The organism is Peribacillus sp. FSL K6-1552 (genome assembly GCF_038005205.1).
Lineage (GTDB): Bacteria > Bacillota > Bacilli > Bacillales > DSM-1321 > Peribacillus > Peribacillus butanolivorans.
The window spans coordinates 1854788-1878822 of the sequence record NZ_JBBOST010000001.1 but is presented as its reverse complement, the minus strand read 5'-3'; the positions used below and the strand labels follow the sequence as shown (position 1 = coordinate 1878822).

Below are 24035 nucleotides of genomic sequence, written 5' to 3'. Positions count from 1 at the left end.
AGCTTCCCCTTAAGAACTTTGCTCCGTTAGCCTCTTCGTTAACCTGGCAGCATCTGCTGTTGTCATTTGCTCTAATACCTTCGCTAAAGTATCAGCTTTCATACTTGCCAAGATCTTAACAGCATCTTCATCACTCATTTCTGTAATGATAGGAGCTGACTTCTTTGGTGCCATGGTTTCATAAGTGCGTATTATATCTTTGAAAGCCTTTTTACTCCCATCCTCACTTTCTCTAAGCTGTTTCACTTCAGACTGAAGCTGCTGTTTTTCTGCTTCAGCCTTTTCAACGGCCTTGTCTCGTGTATCAATTATTCCTTCCAGCTTCTCTATCTCTTTTTCTTTGTTTTCTATTTCGGTTTCTAACTTCGCCAGTTTTCTTGAAACTTTCTCAGTGTCTTTGGCTGAGTTTTCTTTTACCTCATCCTTTTGAATCAGTTCGGCGAAGGGGATTTTAGCGGACATCTCCTTAGCCTTTTCCACTACATTAACCCCCGCAACTGAGAAAACTACCATGGCTACAGTTACCGCAAAGATTAGAGGGATGAAGATTACAAGAAACCATTGAAATTTGCTTATTTTATTTTCTTTTAATTCATCTAATCCAGTAGATTCAACTTTTTTACGCATTCTATCACCTAACGCCCTTTGCTAAAGAATTGCCGGATAGATATTTCATCCATTTGTTTATTCTCAGCTTCCTTTATGACATCCAGGAATTTAAGAAACTCATTTTCTTTCATTTTCTCGTACTTTTTGACTTCAATATTTCTTTCTAATAATACTTCCTGCAGGACATTCATTTTGTAACGGGCTTCAATGACTTCCTGTTGACAATGGCTTAAGAGCTTTTCCAGATTGTCCATAAATAACTGATGATGGCGAATTTCCTGAACGGATAATCCATTTCGGAGCTTTTCCTGCTGGAATTCCAGAAGGTCTTCTTTTTTCTTTAAGAGCTTATACAATTTTTCGGCTACTTTTTCAAAAGTTTTTAGAGCAGCATTATATTTAGAAAGTGCGTCCCTTTTTTCTTTTTCCTTGATGGTTAGGATCTTCTCAAATTTATATTGATAAATCATTGCTAATCACCTTTCTCCATCAATTTTACGAGGTTGATAATACTCTTATCTTTGGGTGCTTTTTCATGAGTGCCTTGCTTTAAAAATGAAACGATTTCCGGATATCGATTAATGGAGTTATCAATTTCCTTTGAAGAACCCTTTTTATAGGCACCTATATTAATCAAATCTTCAGACTCAATATAGGTTGATAAACTTGCCCGTAAGTTTTCTGCTGACTTTTTATGCCTTTCCTCAACAATATTATTCATGACACGACTTATACTCTTTAGAACATTGAGAGCCGGAAACTGTCCTTTATTTGCTAAGTTTCTGTCTAAGATGAAATGACCGTCCAATATTCCCCTGACTGCATCGGCGATTGGTTCATTCATATCATCACCGTCGACAAGAACCGTATAAAAAGCTGTAATGGATCCTAACTGATTTGTGCCTGTTCTTTCTAGCAGACTTGGAAGGATAGCGAAAACGGATGGCGTATAGCCTTTTGTGGTGGGTGGCTCTCCGACAGCAAGTCCGATTTCCCTTTGGGCCATCGCAACCCTTGTGACGGAGTCCATCATTAGCATCACGTTCAATCCTTTGTCACGAAAATATTCTGCAATGGCAGTAGCCGTCAAAGCACCTTTAATTCTCATCAACGCTGGCTGATCAGATGTCGCTACAACAACAATTGATCTGGCTAACCCTTCCGGACCAAGATCTTTCTCAATGAATTCACGGACTTCCCGACCACGTTCACCAACAAGGCCAATCACGTTTAAGTCAGCCGTGGTATTTCGTGCTACCATGCCAAGCAAAGTACTTTTTCCAACACCGCTCCCAGCAAAGATGCCAACACGTTGGCCTTTCCCTACTGTTAATAAACTATCAATCACACGTACACCTACATCAATCGGTTCATCAATCGGAGGCCTTTCCATGGGACTGGGTGGATCTTGATCCACCGGAACCGTAGCAAGTCCTTTTGGAAGCAGCGAATCGTCGATTGGATGTCCTAAAGGATTGACAACCTTACCTATTAATCCACTGCCTACCTTTATCTCAAGGCTTCGTCCGCTTCCTTCAACAATACATCCTGGTCCAATATCACTTACCGCTGTAAACGGCATTAAAATGACCATTTCATCACGAAAACCGACAACTTCCGCTAATATTTTCTTTTTCTTTTTTTGTATACCTGTATAGATATAACAAACGTCGCCTACAGAGCTTTCAGGGCCTTGGGATTCTATCATTAACCCTACGACACGTTTGACTCGTCCATAGTGTTTAAATGGATCGACTTCATCAACTAAGGGTAAGAGATCCTTCGCTTTCATCTTTACTCACCTTCCAGCAACTCAGTTAGTTTCATTTTAATTTCCTGTAGCTGACTATCAACGCTGGCATCTATTCTTCCATTCTCCGACTCGATGATACAACTACTTTCATTTAGATCATCATCCGGATAGATATACAATTCTGTATCTTTTGGAAAGATTGAAATCAACTCTTCCTTATGAGTAAGAATCGATTGGTATTGAATCGGATGAATATGCAGCTGCACTTCCCGATAATCCCTTGCTTCTTTAATGGCTTTCTTTATGATGGATAAAAAAGACTCTTCATCATTTTCAAGCTGGCGGCCAATAACTTTCCCCGCCACTTTCATAGCAAGATCCAAAATAACTGATTCAGATGATTCGATATGTTGCTGATAATCTTTTTTAGAGGACTCTACCACTTTCTTTGCAAAAGCGATCTCCCCTGCAACCTCGTTATAGCCCTTTTGGATTCCATCTTCGATTCCCTGCTGATACCCTTCTTTTTGAGCCTGTTCGATATACATTTTTTTTTCTTGCTTCTCCCAATGTTCGCGGGCTTGCTGGACTTCATCCGCAACCGCTTTGGCTTTTTGTTTTGCTTCTATTAATAGAGATTCTGCCTCCTGCTTGGCTTGGTTTAGACATTCATCTGATTGAAAATGATGAACGATTTGCCCTTCATCCTCTCTTTCTGCTTCAAGTGAGTCCAAACAGCGAATTTTTATCGTTATCTTATTGCTTTTCTCCTGATTTGCTTGGTGGGACTTAATAATTCTAGACAATAATATCATCCCCTCCGCCGCGGGCGATTACAATCTCACCCGTTTCTTCAAGGCGGCGAACAACAGCAACAATTCTGGATTGTGCTTCTTCTACATCCCGCAAACGTACAGGACCCATATATTCCATTTCTTCCTGGAACGTTTCGACCATTCGTTTCGACATGTTACGGAAAACGATTTCCTTCACTTCATCGCTTGCCACTTTAAGGGAAAGTTTGAGATCTTCATTTTCAGATTCCCGTACAACACGTTGAATGGCTCTTCCATCAAGAGTCACGATATCTTCAAAGACAAACATTCGTTTCTTGATTTCTTCTGCAAGTTCTGGATCTTGGGTTTCAAGTGCATCTAAGATAGTTCTTTCTGTTGAGCGATCAACTCCGTTCAATACATCAACAACCGCTTCGACTCCGCCAGTCTGGGTATAATCCTGGGTCACAGTTGCAGATAGTTTTCTTTCTAATATCTGCTCTACTTCATTAATGATTTCCGGCGAAGTGCTATCCATTAAAGCGATTCTTCTTGCAATATCGGCCTGCACCTCTTGGGGAAGTTCAGACAAAATATGGCCTGCCTGTGTTGGATCAAGATAAGATAAAATTAAGGCAATCGTCTGCGGATGCTCATTTTGGATAAAATTCAATATCTGTCCAGGATCTGCCTTTCTTGCAAAGTCGAATGGACGAACTTGTAAGGAAGATGTTAAGCGGTTTATGATTGCCGCCGCCTGATCAGTCCCTAACGCCTTTTCAAGAACCTGCTTCGCGTATCCAATCCCACCCTGTGATATGTAATCCTGTGCTAAAGCTATATTATGAAATTCCTCTAAAATTTCTTCTTTGTCCTGCGAATCTACTTTTCTAACTCCCGAAATTTCAAGAGTCAATCTCTCAATTTCCTCTTCAGAAAGATGCTTATATACGGATGCAGAAACATCCGGGCCTAAGGAAATAAGGAGGATGGCAGCTTTCTGTTTGCCAGTCAATCCGGCCTTTTTTTTTCTTTCTGTCACTTGCACAGCCTCCTAGTCTAATCTTCTGCTATCCAACTTCTTAATAATTTTGCAAATTCATCCGGCTTTTCTTTTGCCAGTTTCTCAAGTTGTTTTCTTTTTAACGATGCCTCTGTTTCCTTCTCTGTATTTAAATCTGGAACCTCGAATACGATTTCTTCCTCTTCCTCCACGTATTCCTCTTCCATTTCTGATCGCCTTCTTGACCGGAAAAATAAGAATAATAGAATGATAATGACTAATAATAATATTCCACCTACAATGTAAACCCAAATGGGCACTGAAGTTCTCGTTCCATCTTCTGTCATTGTCATTTTTCCGTTAAAAGGTTGAACGGAAATCGCTATCTTCTTATTTAGCTCATCGTCTGTAAGTTCTTCCCCTTCAGCTTTTTTCTCAATTGTCGTACGGATTATTGTGCTAAGGATTTGTGTAATATCATCTACACTCTGCTGAGATAAGGAGTTTGGATCATCTGCCGTAGGAGGCTCGACCATTACCTGGATACCTAAATCCTTTACTTTGTATGGACTTTCCACTATTTCTTTCTTTATTCGGTTCACTTCACTATTTATTGTTTCATCAACTTTTTCATAATCACCGGATCCGTTTGTTCCCTCTTTATAACTAGATCCTAATGAATCAGAGGAGTCCTCACTTTGCGGAATGCCACCAGCCCCAGCTGCATCCCCACTATACGATTCATTGATTCTTTGCGCAGAAATCTCAATTCCTGCCATATTTTCTTCATCCACCGGTTCAACTATATTCTCTTCCCTGTTTTCCTGAGTGAAATCAATGTCTGTTGTGACAGAAACGACAACTTTATCTCTGCCCATTATTGTTCCTAGCATATTTTGTACTTGTCTTTGAATATCGCGTTCAATTTCTTTTTTTATTTCGTTTTGAGTAACAAAAGCAGACGCGAAATTAGAATTTAGATTTTCAAGGTCATAATACTCAAAATCTTGGTTCATAATGACGATATTATCTGTAGGCAGGTTTGGAACACTTTTTGATACAAGATGATAAAGTGAATTAATTTGATTTTCTTCAAATTTATAGCCGGATTTCGTATTCAAAACAATTGATGCTGACGCTTCACCTGCTGTATCACTTACAAAAACCCCTTTATCAGGAAGTGTAATCATCACACTCGCATCTTCAACCCCGTCAATCTTCTTTATTAAATTGGCTAGTTCCGTCTGCATCGAGTCCAATTTAATAACATTGAATTCATTTTCGGTCATTCCGATACCAGCGCTCTGACTAAAAAATGAATAGTCGATGCTTCCTGAGTCCGGGATCCCTTCAGCTGCAAGCTCCACTTTAAGTGTATCCAATTTTTCTTCAGGAACTTTAATCGTTTTACCGTTGTCTGAAATTTCGTTCTTAATTCCTTGACTATCTAAATTCTCTTTAATACTTCCCGTTTCTGATGGCGTTAAATTAGAATATAAGGGTACCAGTGTTGTACGGGAGGCAAAAACCGAGACAACCATAATGACGATGATAATCAATGCGGTTGCACTAATCATGAGGACTTTTTGTTTTTTACTGCGACTAGTCCAGAAAGCAGTTATTTTATTTTTTAAATTCACTAGTACATCATTCATTTAAATCCCCCGGTCAGTCTATGAATTTATGAAAGGGGGAATTTTTTCCCCCTAGCCATTTTTCTTTATATAATGAGGTTTAAAAAATGAATGCTATATACTCATTCTCATCATTTCCTGATAGGCTTCAACCACCTTATTCCGGACCTCTAGTGTAGCCTGCATTGTAACACTGGCTTTTTGTGAAGCAATCATCACTGAATGAAGCTCAACATCTTCACCGTTAACCAGTTTAGTTGTCAGATTGTCTGATGCAACTTGAGTTTCATTAACTTTATTCAACGATTCTTTTAATACGGACGCAAAATTCCGTTGTGCTTCGTATGGTGTATTTGTATTACTCTGGTCATTTTTCAATACATTAAGTGTATTGCTCCCTGCCGAAAGAGAAATCCCCTCCATATCTCCACTCCCCATTCAAGTTTATTTGCCGATTTCCAATGCTTTCATCATCATTCCCTTTGATGCATTTAAAACTGTCACATTTGCTTCGTATGATCGTGTGACACTCATTAAGTCGACCATCTCCCTAAGCGGATCGACGTTTGGCATTTCCACATATCCATCATCATTGGCATCGGGGTGTTCTGGATTATAATCCAACTCAAAAGGCGTTTCATCTTTTACTATTTCCGTAACCTTTACACCGTTTCCAATCCCGCTTTTTTTCCCAGTGGCCGCGTTTAAAAAGCTTGAAAAACTGCCTTCCTTACTTTGTAGCACAACTGCTTTTCTCGAGTATGGTTTCCACTCCTTTGTTTCTGCATCATATTCCGCTCTGGTCGTATCTGCATTCGCCATATTGGAAGAGATCACATCCATCCTTAACCTTTGACTAGTTAGGCTTGAGCCAGTCGTATTTATACTTTGGAAAATCCCCATTACTTACCTCCCCTAATTACGGTTTCCAATGATTTGAATTTACCTGAAAGCCGATCGGATACTGCATTATAATAAATTTGGTTTGCAGCAAGGTCAGTCATTTCTTTATCAATGTCCACACTATTTCCATTATTGTTGTATTGCACATTCCTCTGCGTCACGATTGAAGAGGATTCACCGCCCTCTGATTTAAAACTTAGGTGTCTTTCATCGGTACGGTATGATTGGATGGAAGATTCTAACTCAGCTTGAAACGACTGTTTTTTGGAGACATCTTTAGCTTTATAATTCGGTGTATCAGAATTCGCAATATTCTGTGAAATAACTTTTTGTTTTGTATTAGAATAATTCAGAGCGTTTTCAAGTGATTGAAAAGTATTTGAAAATAATTCCATATTATCGCTCACCTCTTTCCATTTTAAACAGATAATAACTTAAGAAATAAATTAACCCAACGTATTCATGGTTTAATTCTAAAGAAACATTATAACTATGTCCACAAACATTTTTAAGACTTTAGACCTATTATTGTCGAAAAATGTCACAATTTGCTCAAATTCACTGCTTTTTTTAGTATTATTCCAGTTCAATTATTACGATTTATTACATTTTACATACTTTTTCGACATTTTAGTCAAAATTTATCTCTAGTTCCTTATTTATCATACCGAAAAACGAATCTATATACCTGATACTTTAGAACTAATTTATAATATTTTTTCATAAGTGATTTTATACAACATAGCTTTTTTAGCCTTATTTTATAACGGTTTCTTTAAAATTCTATATTAATATTTTTTTGAAAAAAATATTAATTTTTTAAAGTGAATTTATATTCGACAAATTCAGCATCTTATTTCATAATTAGGACTCTTAAAACCGCTACTAATATCAACAGATATTTTGTAACACTTTGATTAAGAAGGGAGGGAATTCATTACAAATTTTTTTCATTATCACTATAGTTATAGTAATATAATTACTCTTATTTTGAAGAATTTTACTATATTTCCAGTAGCACCAGAATAATATCTAAATACTCACATTTCAAATTTAAATTCTCAATTCGAATTGCCTTTTTTTCTTGCATAACGCATTTTTCATACCGATTAGCTTTGAAGTTCTTGCTAGCTTGTCGTTCAAATTACACACAAAAAAGGCAGCCCTCTTTAAAGGACTGCCTTTTTCTCTGTTAGTTATTTTTCAGTTTTTCTAGTTCAAGAAGGAATTTATCATTCAATACTTTGATATACGTACCTTTCATACCAAGTGAACGTGATTCGATAACCCCTGCACTTTCTAACTTTCTCAACGCATTTACGATTACCGAACGAGTGATACCAACACGGTCTGCAATTTTCGATGCTACAAGTAGACCTTCATTACCTTTAAGCTCTTCAAAAATATGTTCAATAGCTTCTAATTCGCTATATGATAATGAGGAAATGGCCATTTGAACGACCGCTTTACTACGTGCTTCTTCCTCGATTTCTTCGGATTTCTCACGAAGGATTTCCATACCGACTACCGTTGCACCATATTCAGCTAAGATTAAGTCGTCATCGTGGAATTTCTCTTGTAAACGAGCAAGAACCAATGTTCCTAAACGTTCTCCTCCACCCATAATCGGTACGATCGTTGTTAATCCAGTTGCAAAAAGCTCTTTGTTTTCTACTGGGAAAGCAGTGTACTCACTTTCGATATCCAGGTTAGAAGATGTTTCTGGAATATTAAATAAGTTTTTAGTATACACTTCAGGGAATTGCTTATCTTCTAACATTTTGTACATACGTTCATTCTCGATTTGCTGACTTACTGCTATGCCGAGTAATTTTCCACGTCGACTGACGACGAACACATTTGCTTCGATAACTTCACTTAAGCTTTCTGCCATTTCTTTGAAGTTAACTGCTTTTCCTGCTGCTTTTTGGAGCATTGCATTAATTTTTCTTGTTTTTGCTAATAAGTTCATTTGATTTGTTCCTCCTAAAAATACCATGGTTCAAAATAGACTATGAAGTTGTATTTCCGTAATTTTATGTTCATTGCATGGGCAAACATATTGCCATTTGTTTCATTCTTAAAGGATAAACTGGCTTAAATCTTTATTTCGGGCGATCGATCCCAGTTTTTCTTCGACATACTGAGGAGTGATTGTAATCTTCTCCATCGTGATTTCCGGAGCTTCAAACGACAAGTCTTCAAGAAGCCGTTCTAAAATAGTATGAAGTCGTCTTGCACCAATATTGTCTGTGTTCTGGTTTACCTCGAAGGCCACTTCAGCTATCTTACGAACAGCATCGTCAGAAAATTCAATTTCTATACCTTCAGTTTCTAACAAAGCTACATATTGTTTTAACAAAGCATTATCTGGTTCATGAAGAATCCGGACAAAGTCGTCTACAGTTAATTTGTTCAATTCTACACGGATTGGGAACCTTCCCTGTAATTCAGGAATAAGATCGGATGGTTTAGCCATATGGAAGGCCCCAGCCGCAATGAACAGCACATGATCCGTTTTAACCGAACCATATTTAGTCACAACTGTTGAACCCTCAACAATTGGTAGAATATCCCTTTGAACCCCTTCTCTCGACACATCCGCTGATGAACCCCCAGATTGCTTACTGGCGATTTTATCGATTTCATCGATGAAGATAATCCCGTTCTGCTCAGCACCGTACACAGCATCCGAAGTAACTTCATCCATATCAATCAATTTTGCCGCTTCTTCATTCGTTAAAACAATTCTCGCTTCACTGACCTTCAATTTGCGCTTCTTACTTTTCTTTGGCATCAAGCTTCCTAGCGCGTCTTGCATATTCATCCCCATTTGTTCCATTCCCGAACCTTGGAGCATATCAAACATTGAAGCGGCCTGTTCTTCCACTTCAACCGTGATCATTTCATTCTCTAACTCACCTTTAGCCAGTTTATCAGCTACAATGTTTCTTTTTTGCTGCAGATTTAAATCTTCGGAATTTTCATCCGGATCCTGCTCATCTTGATTGTTACTGCCTCCAAAAAAGACTTCAAGTGGATTCTTAAAATTGCTCTGTTTTTTTGTTGATGGCACTAATAATTCTATTAACCGGCGATTAGCATTTTCCTCTGCCCGTTCTTTTACGCTGGCCATCTTTTCTTCCTTCACGAGGCGGACAGATGTCTCTACCAAATCACGCACCATGGATTCTACATCCCGCCCGACATATCCAACTTCGGTAAATTTCGTTGCTTCAACTTTCACAAAAGGAGCACCAACCAATTTAGCCATTCTCCGAGCAATTTCTGTTTTCCCAACGCCGGTCGGTCCAATCATTAATATGTTTTTCGGAACGACTTCATCACGAAGTTGATCCGATAGAAGGGAACGGCGGTATCTATTCCGGAGAGCCACTGCCACTGCCCGTTTTGCCTCCCGCTGTCCCACGATATACTGATCCAGTTTTTCAACGATTTGCCTCGGTGTTAAATTAGCTTTTTTTGACATTATGCGCTCCTCCTTACAACTCTTCCACGATTATATTCGTATTCGTAAACACACAAATTTCCGCTGCAATTTGTAAAGATGATTGGGCGATTTCCTTGGCTGATAAATACTCACTAGAAAAACGCTTTAATGCCCTGCCGGCTGCCAGTGCATAATTTCCTCCTGATCCTATTGCAAGAATCCCGTCATCTGGTTCAATTACTTCTCCGGTACCAGAAACGAGAAGCAAATCATTTTTATCCATGACGATTAACATCGCTTCCAGCTTTCTCAGTACATTGTCACTTCGCCATTGCTTCGCCATTTCGACGGCAGCACGTTGAAGATTGCCATTATACTCTTCCAGCTTAGCTTCGAACATCTCAAATAAAGTGAATGCATCTGCAACCGAACCTGCAAAACCTGCAAGGACATTACCATTAAAGATCTTTCTTACTTTCCTTGCCGTATGCTTCATCACTACTGAATTTCCTAAAGTAACCTGCCCATCACCGGACATGGCACATTCACCTTTATGATGTACTGCAAATATCGTTGTCATAAAGAGTCCCCTTTCAACATTTAAGCTCGCGGATGTGATGCATTGTAGACTTTTTTTAATTGGTCTTTTGTAACATGCGTATACACTTGCGTTGATGAAATTTTTGAATGACCAAGCAATTCCTGTACTGTACGTATGTCCGCCCCATTATTTAATAGGTGTGTAGCAAAGGAATGCCTTAGCATATGGGGGTGAAGACTTCCCTCTGCGGCTGACTTTTTAATCAATTCATTTAAAATATAGCGAACTCCCCTAGCTGTCAGAGGGTCTCCACGAAAATTAACAAATAAATAAGCATGCGCCTTAGCGTCAGACGAAGTCATTTCCATCCTAGCTGTACGTATGTATAAATCTATCGCTTCCTGAGCATATCTTCCAACTGGAACGTAGCGATCTTTCTTCCCTTTTCCATGGACGAGTACTGTACCTAGAGACAAGTCGATATCCTGCAGTTTAACTTCACAGCACTCACTAACCCTAATGCCCGTAGCATACAGTAATTCCAATAGTGCAGTGTTCCTTATTCCTATCGGTGAATCTTTCTTTAAAGAAGAAAATAACTGATTCATTTCTTCCTCATAAAGAAAACGTGGCAGCTTTTGATCCTTTTTAGGTAAAGAAGCAAGAGAAAAAGGATTATCCTTCACATCACCTTCACGTAATAAAAATTTATAAAAGCTCCGCAGGCAAGATGTTTTTCTTGCCACAGTTCGCTTAGAATGTTTTTTCTCATATAAATTCGTTAAAAACAACCGGACATCAAAGTATTCGACAGACGTGACATCGGTAATCCCTTGTTCATTCAGGAACAAAAAAAATTCGTGAATATCCCGTTTGTAATTTTCAATGGTGTAATGTGAACTGTTTTTTTCTATTTGTAAATATTCGATGAAGGATGATAATGCCTTATTTTGATTAATCATGGAAACACCTCGCAAAGGCTAATAAATAGTATCATACTTTAAAACAGCAGGCAAATATTTTACAAAGTTTTCACAAAGTTCTGAATTGTGTCTAAAGCGCGTTTAGCATGCATTTCATTCCGATCTTTTTTCGCTTTGATTCTTACTTCAAGGTCTGGAAGCAGGCCAAAGTTGGCATTCATAGGCTGAAAACTCTTCCCATTAGTCGATGTAATGTACCTTGCCATACTACCCATTGTCGTTTCGGCAGGGAAAATGGCAGGCTCCAACCCTTGGATGATTCTCGCGGCATTGATACCCGCAACTAATCCTGATGCAGCTGATTCTACATATCCCTCGACACCCGTCATCTGACCGGCAAAGAATAAGTCATCGCGATTTTTGAACTGGTACGTAGGTTTTAGAACGTTAGGAGAGTTAATGAAAGTGTTGCGGTGCATTACTCCATAACGAACAATTTCAGCATTTTCCAATCCTGGTATAAGCTGCAGTACTTCTTTTTGCGGTCCCCATTTTAAATGTGTCTGAAAACCAACAATGTTGTAAAGAGTACCAGCTGCATCATCCTGTCGCAATTGGACTACAGCAAATGGTCGTTTTCCTGTTTTCGGATCTTCTAAACCAACTGGCTTCAATGGTCCGAATAACATCGTTTTCTTCCCACGTGATGCCATCACTTCAATTGGCATACACCCTTCGAAAAAGATTTCTTTTTCAAATTCTTTAAGAGGAACAGTTTCAGCAGAAATCAATGCTTCATAGAAACGGTCAAACTCTTCTTCCGTCATCGGACAATTCAAATAGGCTGCTTCCCCTTTATCATAACGGGATTTTAAATAAACCTTATCCATATTGATGCTTTCTTTTTCAAGAATTGGAGCAGCAGCATCATAGAAATATAAGTATTCTTCATCCATAATCTGCTTTAAGCTGTCAGATAGAGACTGACTTGTAAGCGGACCAGTGGCAATGACAGTAGGACCTTCAGGAATTTCTGTCACTTCTTCATTAATGACAGTAACATTTGGATGATTTTTCACCTTTTCCGTAACAAGACTGGCAAATTCATGACGATCGACAGCAAGTGCACCTCCGGCAGGAACAGCACAGGCGTCTGCTGCAGATATGATAACAGAATCCAAAATCCGCATTTCTTCTTTTAAAACACCTACAGCATTTGTTAAGGTATTTGCCCGAAGTGAATTGGAACAAACAAGTTCAGCGAATTTATCGGTATGATGTGCTGGTGTTTGTTTTACAGGCCGCATTTCGTATAAATCTACTTTAATTCCTCTTTTAGCTAATTGCCACGCCGCTTCACTTCCTGCAAGCCCAGCGCCGATTACACTTACTTTTGCTTCTTTCATTTTTCGAACCTCCATGTATAGATATGATAAGACAGGATCATTTATCATTAAAATTGCTTTTATAAAAGACTTCATTTTTAACGATATGTATGTATTTTACCCATAAAATACTCGTTCCTGCTGACAACAATTATAAACCCTATGCCATCAATCCTGCATTCTCCCTACAACCCAAGTTTCCTAAGATGGATAACGGACACAAAGAGGAATTATATCTTTAAGTTAATACACTTGTCCACTGAATTTTACATTACATGACCCAAATAAAAAAGTTTCAGGCTTTATCCAATTTCTTCTTGGAAATAAAATCCTCTTATTATGATGATAGCACACATCCATGAACATAAAGAAACTCGGCAGATGCCGAGTCCACATTTTATTCTGAGTTTCTCAATTGAACATAGAAATATGGGAGTAATTAGTCCACCTTTTCTAAGCTTGAGGTGTTTCTTTGAAATCACAATCCATACACTGTACCTGCACGCCTTTTTTGAGTTTTTTCTCAACAAGCGTACCTTCACATTTTGGACAACTACGAGGTAGAGGTTTGTCCCATGAAATGAAGTCACATCCTGGATAAGTATCACAACCGTAGAACAGTCGGCGTTTTTTACTTTTCCGCTCAATGATGTTGCCTTCTTTACATTTCGGACATTTCACTCCGATTTCTTTAACGATTGGTTTTGTGTTACGGCAATCCGGGAAATTACTGCAAGCCATAAACTTTCCATATCGACCCATTTTAAAGACCATTTCATGTCCGCATTCTACGCAATCTTCCCCTGCAGGCTCATCTTTGATTTCAATTTTCTCCATTTCGACTTCCGCTTTAGCCAAATGAATAGCGAAATCTTTGTAAAATTCATCAATGACCTTAATCCATTCAACGCTTCCTTCTTCGACACTATCAAATTCCTGTTCCATTTTGGCAGTGAATTCTGCATCTAGAATATCCGGAAAGAATTCACGTATCAATTCAAGGACAATTTCACCAAGCTCAGTCGGGATAAACCGCTTATTATCAAGCGTAACATAGCCTCGTTTTTGAATCGTATCCAATGTAGGAGCATATGTAGACGGCCGGCCTATGCCTAGTTCCTCTAGTGTTTTGACAAGACGCGCCTCTGTATAGCGTGGCGGTGGCTGTGTGAAATGCTGCTTCGGTTCGACATCTTTTGAAAAGAATTGATCTCCTTTTTTTACATCTGGAAGGGCATTTTCCTTTTCTTCCACTGAGTCATCCGAGCCTTCAACATATACCTTCATGAAACCTGGAAATTTAATTTTAGAACCATTTGCCCGGAAAATGACATCACCGTTGTGAAGGTCAATGCTCATTGTATCCATTACAGCCGAAGACATTTGACTTGAAACAAAGCGTTCCCAAATTAATTTATATAAACGGAATTGATCTCTAGATAAAAACTCTTTCACTAAACTTGGTTCACGTAATGTGCTTGTCGGTCTAACCGCTTCATGCGCGTCCTGAGCATTTGTCTGTTTTTTCTCCTTGCGCTGTTCAACCTGAACATAATCATCACCATAACTGTTTTGAATAAAGCTATGAGCTTCCTGCTTGGCAATATCCGAAATCCGGGTCGAATCCGTTCTCATATAAGTGATTAGCCCGACTGTACCTTCTTTTCCAAGCTCAATTCCTTCATAAAGTTGCTGAGCAAGCATCATGGTTTTCTTGGCACGGAAATTTAATTTCCGCGCAGCTTCTTGTTGCAAGGAAGAAGTCGTAAAAGGTGCAGCTGGATTACGCTTTCTTTCCTTTTTCGTCACGGTACCAATGGTGAATTCGCCGCCGCTTAAAGAAGCAAGTACTTTCTTGACATCTTCTTCTGTGTTTAATTCTTTCCGTTCACCACCAAGGCTGAAAAAGGAACCTTCAAACTGTTCATTTCCTTTAACAAAATCTGCCCTGATTGTCCAATACTCTTCCGGTACAAAGTCTTTGATTTCTTTCTCTCGGTCAATAATCATCCGAACAGCAACCGATTGAACTCGTCCTGCACTTAAGCCTTTTTTCACTTTTTTCCACAAAAGCGGGCTGATATTATATCCGACCAAACGATCCAATATTCTCCTTGCCTGCTGTGCGTCAACCAACTTCATATTAATTGGTCTTGGTGATTTAAATGATTCTTTGATCGCTTCCTTCGTAATCTCATTGAATACGACACGGCAATCTGAATTAATGTCGACATCGAGACTGTGAGCTAAATGCCAAGCAATCGCTTCACCTTCTCTGTCGGGGTCAGCTGCGAGATAGATTTTTTTTGCTTTTTTTGCTGCTGTTTTCAATTCTTTTAGAACCGGACCTTTGCCGCGGATAGTTATATATTTAGGCTCATATTCATTTTCAACATCGACACCCATTTGACTTTTAGGCAAATCGCGTACATGCCCCATGGAAGCCTTTACTTTATATTTTTTTCCTAAGTAACGTTCAATTGTTTTCGCCTTTGCGGGCGATTCCACAATCACTAAATATTCTGACATCCAATAAATCCTCCTCAAAGAGGTAATATAAATCTTCACTATTATTAATCATTCAAATTTCATTTGTCAACACCTCTTTATTTTTCAAAGCATGCTGATTTATTTAATTTTAGGTATTTTAACAAGAGGTGTCATTTGCAAAACTTATAACAGTTTTACAATATTTTCAACCTTTTTGACTAAAATTTCAACCTATTCATCTAAAAAAGCATCTTTTTTGCTATTTCCCCTTCAATTTTTCCGTATATCTTCTATATTATATTGTTCAAAATTCTTCCTCAATCTGTAACGAACTCAAAACAAGTTTGGCTCCATCTTGAATTAATTGATTGGCCCCTAATGATTCTGGGCTTAATACGTTACCTGGAAGCGCAAATACCTCTCTGCCATGATCAAGAGCTGCCTGTGCAGTTATTAGGGAACCGCTCTTTTCTTTAGCTTCTACCACAAATACTCCCTTGGATAATCCACTAATAATACGATTGCGCAGCGGAAACATCCAAGGTTCCGCCCTCATCGCCGGTGGAGTCTCAGAAAGCAATAACCCTTTATTGCTTATTTCTCTTGCAAGCGGGATATTCGATTTTGGATAAATTTGCAAAAGTCCCCCGCCCAAAACTCCAATCGTATTTCCACCTTCATCCAATGTTACTTTGTGTGCAGCCGCATCGATTCCAGCTGCCACTCCACTGATGATGACAAAGTTTTTCTGCACAAGTGGCGGTAAAATCGTTTTTAAGGCCTCCAGTCCATACCAGGTTGGCTTACGTGTTCCAACGACACCTAGAGTACTCTTCTTCTCTAGAAGCTGTTTATCGCCTTTAAAATAAAGCACCCACGGGGGATCAAATATCTGCTTCAGCAAAAACGGGTAATCTTCATCAAACATAGTCAGACATTTAATTTGGTTATATTCGTATTGCTTTACCATTTTAATCGTATTAAGAGAATGTAAATCTTTCAGAAAGAGATTTAATTTATTTGAAGGTATAGGAAGGATTTCAGCCCATTCGGTGTACGTGGTTGTGAAAAGAGAAGAAAGGGATGGATTATAGGCCATAATTGTTTGGATCGTTTTCCATCCTGCTCCACGGCAATGATGGAGGTGGATTAATTTTTCTTTCCTGTTCAATTAGAAGCACCCCTAATCGGAAATTTTTAAAAGTAGATTAATTGCGGTTGTTAAGATGTGTTTCGGGGAGATTGAAGTGAAATAAAGACCGACCCAAAAAACAGGTCGGCCCATCTTAGATTAGTGTGTTTTGCAAGGTTCATACATGTCTTTTTCTTTAAGGACAGAAATCAAAGTTTCGCCCATAACGGATGGAGTCTCGGCTACTTTAATACCGCATTCATTCATAACGCGGATTTTCTCATCAGCTGTTCCCTTACCGCCTGAAATAATAGCACCAGCATGTCCCATACGTTTACCGGCTGGAGCCGTGCGGCCACCAATAAACCCTACAACTGGCTTCGTCATATTTTCTTTCACCCAGATTGCTGCTTCTTCTTCTGCTGTACCACCGATTTCCCCAATCATGATCACCGCATGAGTTTCTGGATCTTCATTGAATGCCTTAAGTACATCAATAAAATCAGTTCCGTTAACAGGATCCCCACCGATACCGACAGCGGATGATTGTCCGATGCCTGCTTGTGATAATTGGTGAACGGCTTCATACGTCAAAGTTCCAGAACGAGAAACCACGCCTACATGACCTTTTTTATGGATATACCCTGGCATAATACCAATCTTACACTCTTCCGGACTAATAACACCCGGACAGTTTGGTCCGATTAAACGAGTTTTTTTGCCTTGCATATATCGCTTCACCTTAACCATGTCAAGGACAGGAATGTGCTCCGTGATACAAATTACAAGATCAAGTTCTGCATCAACCGCTTCAAGAATGGCATCCGCTGCAAATGGAGCAGGTACGTAGATAACAGATGCATTTGCTCCGGTTTCAGTGACAGCTTCGGAAACTGTATTAAATACAGGTACCCCTTCCGCTTCAGTTCCACCTTTACCCGGAGTTACTCCACCCACGATCTTCGTGCCGTATTCCAACATCTGTTTTGTATGAAATAATGCTGTTGAGCCAGTGATTCCCTGAACGATCACTTTCGTATCTTTATTAATATAAACGCTCATTATGTTCCCCCCTGCCTATTATCCTACAAGTGATACTATTTTTTGTGCTCCATCTGCCATTGATTCAGCAGCCGTAATATTTAAACCAGACTCTTTCAAAATCTTTTTCCCAAGATCCACATTCGTTCCTTCAAGACGGACAACAAGAGGGACATCCAAGCCTAGCTCTTTTGCAGCAGCTACGACACCTGTCGCGATGATGTCACACTTCATAATTCCTCCGAAGATATTTACAAAGATACCTTTTACTTTTTGATCAGATAGGATAATTTTGAAAGCCTCTTTAACTTTTTCCTCTGTAGCTCCGCCCCCAACGTCAAGGAAGTTAGCCGGGTCTCCCATATAGTGTTTAATGATGTCCATCGTTGCCATTGCAAGCCCCGCACCATTAACCATACAACCGATATTTCCGTCAAGCGATATGTAACTAAGACCGTGTTTGGATGCTTCAATTTCTTTAGCATCTTCTTCATCTAGATCACGGTACTCCGCAATGTCTTTATGGCGGTAAATCGCATTATCATCGAAATTCAATTTAGCATCTAGTGCCATTACATTGCCGTCGCCTGTCACAACTAATGGGTTGATTTCAGCAATTGAACAATCCTTTTCAACGAATGCTGTATATAAGTTGACCATCAGTTTAGACGCCTTATTTATTAGTGAAGCCGGAATGTTGATATTGAAAGCGATTCTTCGTGCCTGGAAGCCAGTTAAACCAACAACCGGATCGATCACTTCCTTGAAAATTTTCTCTGGAGTTTTTTCAGCAACTTCCTCAATTTCCGTTCCGCCTTCTTCAGAAGCCATCAATACCACACTATTTGTTGCACGGTCTAGGACCAGTCCAATATAATATTCCTTCGTAATGTCGCAGCCTTCTTCAATAAGTAAACGCTTAACTTCTTTACCTGAAGGTCCTGTTTGATGGGTCACCAGCGTTTTACCAAGAATCTCTTCTGCATATGTACGCGCTTCGTCAAGATTCTTTGCTACCTTAACTCCGCCGGCTTTCCCGCGGCCGCCCGCATGAATTTGAGCTTTGACGACAACAACATCTGTACCTAACTCCTTCGCTGCTTCTACTGCTTCATCAACAGTAAAGGCAACCCGGCCATTCGGAACAGATACCCCGTATTGTCTCAAAATCTCTTTCCCCTGATACTCATGGATATTCATTTCCCATCCTCCTTATCTACTAAAAAACAACTACCAAAAAACAACATTTAGATTTAATGCGTGTTTTCTCTATCATATTACAACAAAATTCTCCTTCGTGCATGATTTTCTTTCAGAATATTTCAAAAAAATTATTACGATATACTTCTAGGTCGGTGTATAAAATGGAAAAAACATAGTCCACTAATATGTTTATTTTTTAAAAATAGTATTTATTCCGGTCCGAAATCTCCATTCTAAAAATAGCCATTCCATTTTTCATTTAGTATAAACACTTTGTTTACAAGCCTTTTTTCATCATTTTATGCATCTATCTTTTTCTGAAACATTATAGTTATCTTTCTAAAAAATTCTAAATCTTCAGAAAAAGAAAAAGGACAAAGCCATAGCTTTACCCTTTTTCTGATAGTTTAGTATGTTTTTAATATAATAAAAATTTTTAAGTGCATTTCCTAAAATTCTACATAAACCAACCATAAATTCATATAAATCAACCCAAAAAATTTGAATCTTACCGATTCAAGTCCCGGTCAACTTTATAAACAAACGCAAATACCTCTGCAACCGCTTCATACAATTCTTCCGGAATCGTTTGATTAATATCCAATTGCCCCAAAAGGGAGATTAACGACACATCTTTTTGAACAGGGATATTCAGTTTCATTGCTTTATCTAGAATCTTTTCCGCAGTTTTACCTTTCCCCTTTGCCAAGATGACAGGGGATTTCGATATCTCCGGGTCATATTTTAAAGCGATCGCTTCTTTTCGTTTTTCATTCGTCATATCCGAATATCCACCCCACTATATGATTCTTTTTCTGAAAAAAGGGCGAATTTCAATTTCGTGTCAGTATTTTTTTTGCTCACTGGATTTTCAAATAAAACTCCGGATAATCTGTAATCCATTTTTTTCAGATTCGCCTTCAACAGTGTAAGATAATTGTCGGCGGCTGCTTCTATTGTTTTACTATACTCATTAATGACCGTCACTTTTATGACACGGTTTTGAACCTGCATGTCAATGAACGTTTCCTTAAGACGTTCTAACTCTAAATAAAACAGGATTCGACAATAATCGGGGTCTATCTTGCCATCTTTTTTTTCCTTCCGCTCAATTGCAACGTTAAGTCCGTTTGAGAAGACCCAAGATTAAGAGGCAATGTAAGGAGTAAGTTCTGCAAGGGGCCCGTTTCCTGTGAAAGAACCTGTTGAGCAGTAATTCGATTCAAAATTTGTTCTGCCAGTTCCTTAACGGATGCCGGATTTTGCTCGTTCAGAAGTTTAAGTAGCAACGGTTTGAGGGTCTCTAAATCCTTTGTTAAATCTTCCAAACCATCTCCAGGCATATTAGCAAGAGCATGTTCCAACTGTAGTCCAAGCATCTTCGTCCACTCTTTAAGTTGTTGTGCAACAGAGGCACCATTCGTGAAATCGATTGTTTGAAATTCAGTTTCCAGCACTTGTGTAAGCACTAGTTTCTCAGCATTCGTAACGGAGAGAGCCTCAGGACGTCGCTTAAGCGATTGAATCAGCAGTTCTGTCACTTTACCCTTCGACTCGGTAACTTTCTCTGTATCCTTATTTAAATGGGCTATTAGGTCATTTACCTCTATTTTGGCACCCGCTATTCTATTTCCGGCTGATGCTTCTGCAAACGTACGCTCAAGCAAGCGGGAAGCAAGAGCGGACAGTTCTTCTGTAGAAATGGTTTTTTGCTGAATTGATTTGATATCAGTAGACTTTTCTGCTTCTACATAATCAAGACCGTTCAATAACCGATTTAGACTATATTCGACCTTTTCAACTTTCCCCAACGTTCCATTTTTTGCATCAGATAGCATTTGCAGTCCCTGTTGTAGTTTATCAGTCACTGAGTTCTTAGTAGATCCTGATATTTCCGCCGATTCGACAACTAATTTCTCCAAAAAGCCAGCCTCAGTAATCCCCATTGGAACGAAACCAGTCTTTTGAAGCAGGGAGAATGCCCCGGTTTTCAATTCAGGTGATGCACTGGAATCGATCCAAGTGGTAACAAGTTTCTGTAGACCAGTTTGTTGAAGCTGATCCTGTTTAGCTACATGTAACGAGTCTAATACGCCTTTTAGTTTTACTGATGTTTCCGAAACACTGTCCTGTAATTGTTGCTGCAGGCCACTGAGCAATTTGTGAAAAGGTTCGCCTTTTGCTTGTGCCAACAGCGCTACAAATACATCTTCAACAAAAGGTAATTGCTGAAGGAACATTCTTTTGATGATAGACAGGCCATATTCTTCTGCATCAGCAGTTTTTACCCATTGCAAAGCAGACAAAAAAGTATCCTTTGTAATTGGGAGTTGATTTTTCAGTAAATATTCGGCAAGGCTGGCTGCCTCCGGTTCTGGAGATATGCCAAGATGAGAGAGCAATTGTGCAGCCGCTCCCTTTAAACTAGAAAAGTTCACATTCGGAGAATCTAGTACTTTTAACACAACCTTCCCCTCATTTGGCTGCTGTACTTGAAACCAATACATTTCTCCTGCCTGAAGTGGGATATCGAGTGTGGCAATCATTTTTTGATGGCCAATCTGCACTTCCGTTGTTTGGTTAGGATAAATCCTATTCACTTTTCCGAAAAGGATTTGTCCGTTTTTCAAACTCGTACTTCCCTTTATTTCAATGGGTGACGACACGGATTGACCGCTTGTTATCGATTGCATCTCTCTCACCCTCTCTCTTAGTCGTTCGTTCGTGCGGCGATTTCCTTTACAGGTGCAAAACTCCTCCTATGCCAAGGTGTAAGCCCGTGATTATCGAGTGCTTCTAAATGTTGTTTAGTCCCGTACCCCATATGCTTTTCAAATCCGTATTCTGGATACGCTTCCCCATATCCCTTCATCATCCTGTCACGTGTCACCTTAGCGATAATAGAGGCAGCAGAGATAGAAATACTTCTTGCATCTCCCTTTATGAGTGAAAGTTGAGGAATAGGCACTTCAAGTTCCATCGCATCAATCAGCAAATGATCCGGGAGTTCTGAAAGATTGTTCACCGCCGCAATCATGGCTTTTTTCGTAGCTTGATATATATTGATTTCATCAATTTCTTCGCTATGTACAATGCCCACCCCGATGGATACAGCTTCCTTTAAGATAGTCTCATAAAATAGTTCCCTCTTTGACTCAGGAATTTTCTTAGAATCATTTAGCCCTGGCAGATAAAAGGATTCAGGTAAAATAACTGCACTAGTCACAACCGGTCCCGCTAGCGGCCCACGCCTTATTTTACCTTTTTAACTCATGCATATATTGAGTGACTAGATCAAAGCGTATGACACCACAAAGTTTTACCTTACTCTATCAACTCATTTGTGTCTGAGTACGTTACTCGTAATGTGTCTAAGTATAACCACCTAAACTCAGGTTATTTTGAATGGTTTGTCATACTAATATGTATGACTTTGTTTATAGATATAATGAAGGTATATTTCTATTCTAACAAATGATTTAGTCTTTGTATTTCCAATCATAAAAGCTTTTTATTAATTTATATACGGAAAGCTCAATATTAAATTATTTATCTGGTCCATTAAGATATCATAAAAATCCCCTCACTATTAGTGACTTTAAATCATTCAATTCAGACCCATCACTAGATTGAAAATCCTTTTTTACCTTTAAGGAACTCAGCCTTACCGTTAGCTTCATAAAGAATAGAATCGCCATAGCCATCCCATCTTTTAAAAAAATTCCATTTAACTCAATCTGACTTTCATCCATAATACTATAGAGACTCCACCCATTGTATAGCTTTCTCATAATCATTAATTATTCCTTCTACTTCATTCGGTGGAGGGGTTAAAGCTGTATGAGCAATTTTATGTCTAAAAGTCTTTCTATGCGAATTAATTACGCTCCATAAATTTGAGTTATCTGTTACAAAAGAAAAAGAAGTCTTTGCCTTTAGTTGGTTATCACATCTTTGATAAAAGTTTGTTTCTGTTTTTGATAAATAAGCATCAATAACTGAGGTACTGTCACCATTCACTTTCATTTTTTCTATTATTTTATCTGCTACTGCTATTTCTAAAGCAGCGTTTGCTTCAATAACAGCCGATCTATACTCTCCCCTTTCTAATAAGTTCCTAGCAGTGATAATTAGCTCTTTTGTAGGATTAATTGTATAATGATGTACCAAACGATTCTTCAGTTCCTGTAACTCAATGGGTGAAATATTTGGCATCCATTGGCTATGGGTTATAATAGACGGTACTTTACCCGCGTGTTTATATTGTTCATACAAATTGTCATCAATATAAGTTTGAACAAAAGTCCCTTCTAAAGTATGAATTGTTAGAGGTTCAACGAAAAAATCGTTCCTAATATATCTATATTGGTCTATAAAAGTATTTAAAGCTTTATGATAAAGGAAAATAACCCCTGTTATTTTATTGAGTTCCCTCTTAACAACAACTTCTATTTTCATTTCATTTTTTTCTTCCTCAGATAAATCTACATAAATTTCCGTTGCCCTTTCATTTAGTTCTTCACCATATATATGGCTTCCTTTATTAATACCTTCTGAAATAAGAAAAGGTTTAATAACTTTTTCCTTAATTTCTTCTTCAGTTATTACCTTAGCCTTCGTCTCTGTAATTATTATATCTTTTTCCGTGGTGCAGGTTATATAACTTTTCAGCGGAGTAAAAGCATAAGTTTTAAGATTATGATCATTTATATATTTATTGAGTTCACTAACTAATCCATCTATGTATAAACCCTTACCGGGGTGGTCATCAAGATGTAAACGGTACATTTCATCTGTTAAAGTTAAATTAAATTCATATTCCTCATCATTAGAACCCCACTTAACCTTTACCTTATAATCTCCAGAAGGAAGATGTATCATAAACGGCATTTCATTTGAAAATACAGCTTTTAATTTCAAGAAATAACCCCACTTTTCTAAAGTGTTTTATAATCCCAATTTTTATAAATAGGATAATTTTTGAATACTATTATTGACTAAACTGTTTATTTATCTTTAAAACTACGTCTTTATTTACTTATTGAAATAACCTGAACATACATGAGTTAATCCTAGAAACACTAAGTAAAAACAGATAAGCCTATTTGAAAAAACTGCTCGTACCCATTATAACTGTTTACATTGAGTTTACCTTTATCAATTTATTACAAATTAAAAAATGAAATAAATA

General features: G+C 38.5%; 23 protein-coding genes and 1 pseudogene. All 24 read right to left on the bottom strand.

Annotation, left to right across the window (positions count from 1 at the left end; genetic code table 11):
• Window positions 1-9 precede the first annotated feature (9 nt).
• The 24 genes and pseudogenes from NST21_RS09040 to NST21_RS08925 all read right to left on the bottom strand — a co-directional run bounded on the left by NST21_RS09040 (window position 10) and on the right by NST21_RS08925 (window position 23764).
• Window positions 10-627: a MotE family protein gene (locus NST21_RS09040; RefSeq protein ID WP_340888759.1), complete on the bottom strand. Its 618-nt coding sequence runs from the start codon at window positions 625-627 to the stop codon at window positions 10-12.
• An 8-nt stretch (window positions 628-635) separates the two neighbouring features.
• A complete protein-coding gene (fliJ, locus tag NST21_RS09035) occupies window positions 636-1079 on the bottom strand; it encodes a flagellar export protein FliJ (RefSeq protein ID WP_252430701.1) in 444 nt (147 codons plus the stop codon).
• Between the two features lie 2 nt (window positions 1080-1081).
• Window positions 1082-2401, bottom strand: a complete 1320-nt coding sequence (fliI, locus tag NST21_RS09030; protein WP_340888757.1) for a flagellar protein export ATPase FliI — start codon at window positions 2399-2401, stop codon at window positions 1082-1084.
• Window positions 2402-2403: 2 nt separating this feature from the next.
• On the bottom strand, window positions 2404-3168 hold the full coding sequence (gene fliH, locus NST21_RS09025; RefSeq protein WP_340888756.1) for a flagellar assembly protein FliH: 765 nt from the start codon (window positions 3166-3168) through the stop codon (window positions 2404-2406).
• Window positions 3161-4180 carry a flagellar motor switch protein FliG gene (gene fliG / locus NST21_RS09020; RefSeq protein ID WP_053345323.1) on the bottom strand — a complete coding sequence of 340 codons (1020 nt, stop codon included), beginning with the start codon at window positions 4178-4180 and terminating at the stop codon, window positions 3161-3163. Before fliG ends, fliH begins: the two co-directional genes overlap by 8 nt.
• 17 nt (window positions 4181-4197) lie before the next feature.
• On the bottom strand, window positions 4198-5796 hold the full coding sequence (gene fliF / locus NST21_RS09015; protein WP_340888754.1) for a flagellar basal-body MS-ring/collar protein FliF: 1599 nt from the start codon (window positions 5794-5796) through the stop codon (window positions 4198-4200).
• Between the two features lie 93 nt (window positions 5797-5889).
• Entirely contained in the window at window positions 5890-6198 is a 309-nt protein-coding gene (gene fliE / locus NST21_RS09010) for a flagellar hook-basal body complex protein FliE (protein WP_340888753.1), read from the bottom strand.
• Window positions 6199-6219: 21 nt separating this feature from the next.
• Entirely contained in the window at window positions 6220-6678 is a 459-nt protein-coding gene (gene flgC / locus NST21_RS09005) for a flagellar basal body rod protein FlgC (RefSeq protein WP_340888752.1), read from the bottom strand.
• A complete protein-coding gene (gene flgB, locus NST21_RS09000) occupies window positions 6678-7073 on the bottom strand; it encodes a flagellar basal body rod protein FlgB (protein ID WP_056526746.1) in 396 nt (131 codons plus the stop codon). Before flgB ends, flgC begins: the two co-directional genes overlap by 1 nt.
• Before the next feature lie 797 nt (window positions 7074-7870).
• Window positions 7871-8650 carry a GTP-sensing pleiotropic transcriptional regulator CodY gene (codY, locus tag NST21_RS08995; RefSeq protein ID WP_053345318.1) on the bottom strand — a complete coding sequence of 260 codons (780 nt, stop codon included), beginning with the start codon at window positions 8648-8650 and terminating at the stop codon, window positions 7871-7873.
• Window positions 8651-8758: 108 nt separating this feature from the next.
• Window positions 8759-10168, bottom strand: coding sequence for an HslU--HslV peptidase ATPase subunit (hslU, locus tag NST21_RS08990; protein WP_056526744.1), 1410 nt, complete (start codon window positions 10166-10168; stop codon window positions 8759-8761).
• A gap of 13 nt (window positions 10169-10181) precedes the next feature.
• Window positions 10182-10709: an HslVU peptidase proteolytic subunit gene (hslV, locus tag NST21_RS08985; protein ID WP_056526739.1), complete on the bottom strand. Its 528-nt coding sequence runs from the start codon at window positions 10707-10709 to the stop codon at window positions 10182-10184.
• Window positions 10710-10729: 20 nt separating this feature from the next.
• Window positions 10730-11632: a tyrosine recombinase XerC gene (gene xerC / locus NST21_RS08980; RefSeq protein WP_340888750.1), complete on the bottom strand. Its 903-nt coding sequence runs from the start codon at window positions 11630-11632 to the stop codon at window positions 10730-10732.
• 59 nt (window positions 11633-11691) lie between these two features.
• Window positions 11692-13014 carry an FADH(2)-oxidizing methylenetetrahydrofolate--tRNA-(uracil(54)-C(5))-methyltransferase TrmFO gene (gene trmFO / locus NST21_RS08975; RefSeq protein WP_328114025.1) on the bottom strand — a complete coding sequence of 441 codons (1323 nt, stop codon included), beginning with the start codon at window positions 13012-13014 and terminating at the stop codon, window positions 11692-11694.
• 417 nt (window positions 13015-13431) lie between these two features.
• Complete coding sequence (gene topA, locus NST21_RS08970; protein WP_053345313.1) at window positions 13432-15507, bottom strand: type I DNA topoisomerase; 2076 nt, start codon at window positions 15505-15507, stop codon at window positions 13432-13434.
• Between the two features lie 265 nt (window positions 15508-15772).
• On the bottom strand, window positions 15773-16639 hold the full coding sequence (gene dprA, locus NST21_RS08965) for a DNA-processing protein DprA (RefSeq protein ID WP_340888749.1): 867 nt from the start codon (window positions 16637-16639) through the stop codon (window positions 15773-15775).
• Window positions 16640-16759: 120 nt separating this feature from the next.
• Window positions 16760-17662, bottom strand: coding sequence for a succinate--CoA ligase subunit alpha (gene sucD, locus NST21_RS08960; protein ID WP_053345311.1), 903 nt, complete (start codon window positions 17660-17662; stop codon window positions 16760-16762).
• A gap of 18 nt (window positions 17663-17680) precedes the next feature.
• Window positions 17681-18841, bottom strand: coding sequence for an ADP-forming succinate--CoA ligase subunit beta (gene sucC / locus NST21_RS08955; RefSeq protein WP_053345310.1), 1161 nt, complete (start codon window positions 18839-18841; stop codon window positions 17681-17683).
• 511 nt (window positions 18842-19352) lie between these two features.
• On the bottom strand, window positions 19353-19625 hold the full coding sequence (locus NST21_RS08950) for an EscU/YscU/HrcU family type III secretion system export apparatus switch protein (protein ID WP_340888747.1): 273 nt from the start codon (window positions 19623-19625) through the stop codon (window positions 19353-19355).
• Window positions 19622-19858: a hypothetical protein gene (locus NST21_RS08945; RefSeq protein WP_340888746.1), complete on the bottom strand. Its 237-nt coding sequence runs from the start codon at window positions 19856-19858 to the stop codon at window positions 19622-19624. Before NST21_RS08945 ends, NST21_RS08950 begins: the two co-directional genes overlap by 4 nt.
• Window positions 19859-19923: 65 nt before the next feature.
• Window positions 19924-21537, bottom strand: a complete 1614-nt coding sequence (locus NST21_RS08940) for a hypothetical protein (protein ID WP_340888745.1) — start codon at window positions 21535-21537, stop codon at window positions 19924-19926.
• 17 nt (window positions 21538-21554) lie between these two features.
• Window positions 21555-22103 (bottom strand): annotated as a pseudogene (locus NST21_RS08935) (ribonuclease HII); the annotation flags it as partial.
• A 310-nt stretch (window positions 22104-22413) separates the two neighbouring features.
• Entirely contained in the window at window positions 22414-22596 is a 183-nt protein-coding gene (locus NST21_RS08930; RefSeq protein WP_340888744.1) for a hypothetical protein, read from the bottom strand.
• Window positions 22597-22600: 4 nt separating this feature from the next.
• Entirely contained in the window at window positions 22601-23764 is a 1164-nt protein-coding gene (locus tag NST21_RS08925; RefSeq protein ID WP_340888742.1) for a hypothetical protein, read from the bottom strand.
• Between the last annotated feature and the right edge of the window lie 271 nt (window positions 23765-24035).